Annotated in this window: 1 protein-coding gene; it reads left to right on the forward strand. The window is 73.3% G+C overall.

Going from position 1 to position 4,239, the window contains the following annotated elements; translation table 11 throughout:
* Positions 1 to 70: 70 nt before the first annotated feature.
* Positions 71 to 4,239, forward strand: a 4,169-nt coding sequence (locus tag ETD85_RS60515; RefSeq protein WP_240780149.1) for an amino acid adenylation domain-containing protein, incomplete at its 3' end; no start/stop codon positions are given.

The following is a 4,239-nucleotide window of genomic DNA, read 5'->3' on the forward strand; positions in this document are numbered from 1 at the left end:
CCCGGTCGCTGATGGCGAGCCTTACCAGCGGGTTCTTGCGCCGGATGAGCTGATCTGGCGGATGGAGCGGGTGTCGTCGGCTGATCTGGAGGTCGCCGAGGCGACAGGCTATGGCTTCGATCTGGCGGCGGAGGTGCCGATCAGGGCGTGGTTGTTCGATGAGCGGGTGCTGGTGGTGGTGATCCACCACATCGCCAGTGACGGCTGGTCACGGGCACCGCTGGCGCGGGATGTGTCGGTGGCTTATGCGGCACGGCGCGACGGGCGGGCTCCGGAGTGGGAGCCGCTGCCCGTCCAGTACGCCGACTACGCGCTCTGGCAGCGCGAACTGCTGGGGGATGAGCGGGACCCCGAGAGCATGATCTCGCGGCAGGTCGCCTATTGGCGGGAGACCCTGGCCGGGGCGCCGGAGGAGCTGGCGCTGCCGGCCGACCGGGCCCGCCCTGCCGTGACCTCCTATCGCGGGCACACGGTGCCGATCGAGGTGCCGGCCGAGGTGCACGCGCGGGTGGTCGAACTGGCGCGCGCCGAAGGCGTGACCACGTTCATGGTGGTCCAGGCCGCGCTGGCGGTGCTGCTGTCCCGGCTGGGCGCCGGACCTGACATCCCCATCGGCGCGGCCAACGCCGGCCGCACCGATGAGGCCCTGGACGATCTCGTCGGGTTCTTCATCAACACGCTGGTGCTGCGCACCGACCTGTCGGGAAACCCGACGTTCCGCGAGGTGCTCGGCCGCGTACGCGAGTCCAGCCTGGCGGCGTTCGACCACCAGGACGTGCCGTTCGAGCGGCTGGTCGAGGAGCTGGCGCCGTCGCGGTCCATGGCACGGCACCCGCTGTTCCAGGTGATGCTGACCCTGGAGAACACCGGCGAGGCCGTGCTGGAGCTGCCCGGGGTGGGGGCCCGGCGGATGTCGGCCGGTGCGGCGGTGGCGAAGTTCGACCTCGAAGTGCTGCTCGGTGAGGTGTTCGACACCCACGGCGGGCCCGCTGGGGTGCGCGGCTCGCTGGTGGCGTCCGCGGACCTCTTCGACGGGGAGACGGCCGAGCGGCTGACCGGGCGGCTGACGCGGGTGCTGGCGTCGCTGACCGCCGAGCCGCAGACCCGGCTGAGCGCCGTGGAGGTGCTCGACGCCGTCGAACGGCGACGCGTGCTGACCGGGTGGAACGACACGGCCGGTGAGGTGGCCGGCTCGTCGCTGGTGGACCTCTTCCAGGCACAGGTACGGCGGGCGCCCCAGGCCCTCGCGGTGGTCGGTGAGGGTGTCCGGGTGTCGTACGCCGAGCTGGACGAACGGGCCGACCGGCTGGCCCGCGCGCTGGCGGCCAGGGGTGTGGTGCCCGAGTCGGTGGTGGGGGTGTGCGTCGGCCGCGGCCTCGAATGGGTCGTGGCGGTGCTGGGCGTGCTGAAGGCCGGCGGTGCTTTCCTGCCGGTGGATCCGGTGTACCCGGCTGAGCGGATCGCGTACTCGATGGCGGACGCGGGCGCGGTGGCGGTGGTGACCTCGCCGGCCCTGGCCCACCTGGTGCCGGACGGCCTGACGCCGCTGATGGTGGACGACCCGGCGGAGCACCCGGGCGGACCCTTGGACGTGCGGCTGGTGTCCGAGTCCGCGGCATACGTCATCTACACCTCCGGCTCGACCGGCCGGCCCAAGGGCGTGGTGGTCACCCACGGAGGCGCGGTGAACCTGCTGGCGGCCGGCGGCTGGGAGGCCGGCGAGGGCGACCGCGTGCTGCAGTTCGCCTCGCCCGGCTTCGACGCGGCCTGCTGGGAACTGCTGACGGCGCTGTGGTCGGGCGGCTGCCTCGTGGTGGCCGACAGCGCCGAACTGCTGCCGGGGGCCGGGCTGGCCGGGGTGATCCAGCGGTACGGGGTGTCGCACCTGCTGGTGCCGCCCTCGCTCCTGGGCGTGATGGGCACGGCGGAACTGGCCGGGGTACGGACCGTGGTGGCCGGCGGGGAGGCCCTCGGCCCCGAGCTCGTGGCGCGCTGGGGCGCCGGGCGCCGGCTCGTCAACGCGTACGGGCCGACCGAGGTGACCGTGTGCGCGGCGATGACCGATGACCTGTCCGCGGACCGCGAGGTGACCATCGGCGGGCCGCACGTGAACGTGCGCGCCTACGTGCTCGACGAATGGCTGTGCCCGGTGCCGCCGGGCGTGGTGGGCGAGCTGTACCTGGCCGGGGCACAGGTGGCCCGCGGCTACGCGGGGCGTCCCGGGCTGACCGGGGAGCGGTTCGTGGCCGATCGGTTCGGCCCGCGGGGCGGACGGATGTACCGGACCGGGGACCGGGTGCGCTGGGACGAGACCGGCCGCCTGGTGTTCGCCGGCCGCGGCGACGACCAGGTGAAGATCCGCGGGTTCCGGATCGAGCCGGGCGAGGTGCAGGCGGTGCTCGCCGCCCACCCCCAGGTGACGCAGGCGGCGGTCGTCGTGCGCGAGGACGTGCCCGGGGACAAGCGGCTGGTCGCCTATCTCGTACCGCAGGAGGTGGACACCGACTCGGTACGGGCGATGGCCGCCGAGAAGCTGCCCGCCCACATGGTGCCGGCCGCGCTCGTGACCCTCGCCGCCCTGCCCGTCACCACCAGCGGCAAGCTCGACCGCAAGGCCCTGCCCGCCCCCGACTACGGCGGCGCGGCGGGACGCGGCCCGGCCGACGCCCGCGAGGAGCTCCTGTGCGGGGTGTTCGCACAGGTGCTGGGGCTGCCGCAGGTGGCGGTCGACGACGACTTCTTCGCACTCGGCGGGCATTCCCTCCTGGCGGTCCGGCTCATCAGCCGCGTCCGGTCGGTGCTCGGCGTGGAGGTGCCATTGCGGGCCCTGTTCGAGGCGCCGACGGTGGCCCGGCTGGCAGCCCAGCTGGGCGACGCGGACGCGGCACGGGTCGGATTGGCGGCGAGGGAACGGCCGGAGCGGGTGCCGTTGTCGTTCGCGCAGCGGCGGTTGTGGTTCATCGGCCAGCTCGAAGGGCGCAGCGCGACCTACAACGTGCCGGTCGTGGTGCGGCTCGGTGGTGACGTGGACGTCGAGGCGCTCGGCCTGGCCCTGCGGGACGTGATCGAGCGGCACGAGGTGCTGCGGACGGTCTTCCCCGTCGCGGACGGCGAGCCGTACCAGCGGGTCGTCGGGATGGAGGAGTTGCACTGGGAGCTGTCCGTCGGCGAGGCCGGGGACGGGCTCGACGGTGCGGTCGCCGAGGCGGTGGGTCACGCGTTCGACCTGTCATCGGAGGTGCCGATCCGAGCCTGGTTGTTCGATGGCAGTGTGCTGGTGGTCGTCGTCCACCACATCGCCAGCGACGGTTGGTCCATGGCGCCGCTGGCGCGCGACGCCTCGGTGGCGTACGCGGCCCGCCGTGCGGGGCGGGCTCCATCGTGGGACGCGCTGCCCGTCCAGTACGCCGACTACACCCTGTGGCAGCGCGACCTGCTCGGCGACGAAGCCGACCCGGACAGCCTGATGGCGCGCCAGGTCGCGTACTGGCGGGAGGCTTTGGCGGGGGCGCCGGAGGAGCTGGCGTTGCCGTTCGACCGGCCGCGTCCCGCCGTCGCCTCCCACCGGGGTCACAGCGTGCCGTTGCTGGTGCCGGCCGATGTGCACGCGCGGCTCGTCGAGGTGGCCAGGGCCGAGGGCGTGACGGTGTTCATGGTGTTGCAGGCCGCGCTGGCGGTGCTGTTGTCGCGGCTCGGCGCGGGCACGGACGTCCCGATCGGGTCGGCGAACGCGGGCCGGACGGACGTGGCGCTGGAGGATCTGGTCGGCTGCTTCGTCAACACGCTGGTGGTGCGGGCGGATCTGTCCGGCGATCCGGAGTTCCGCGCACTGCTGGGGCGGGTCAGGGAGCGGAGTCTGGCGGCGTTCGCTCATCAGGACGTGCCGTTCGAGCGGCTGGTGGAGGAGCTGGCGCCGTCGCGGTCGATGGCTCGCCACCCGCTGTTCCAGGTGGTGCTGACCAAGCAGGACACCATCGCCGCCGAGCTGGATCTGCCGGGCGTGCGAACGGGGCCGGCTCCCGTGGCCGGGACCGGGCGGACGGCGGCCAAGTTCGACCTTGACGTGATGGTCAGCGAGGCGTTCGACGGTGAGGGGGCGCCGGCTGGGGTGCGGGGGTCGGTGACGGTTGCTACCGATCTGTTCGATCCGGAGTGGGCTGAGCGGATCGCGCGGTATTGGGTGCGGGTGTTGGAGACCGTCGGCACCGACACGCGGACACGGCTGAGCGAGGTTGACCT

Origin of the sequence: Nonomuraea zeae (assembly GCF_005889725.1) — a bacterium.
In the GTDB taxonomy this organism is placed as follows: Bacteria; Actinomycetota; Actinomycetes; order Streptosporangiales; family Streptosporangiaceae; genus Nonomuraea; species Nonomuraea zeae.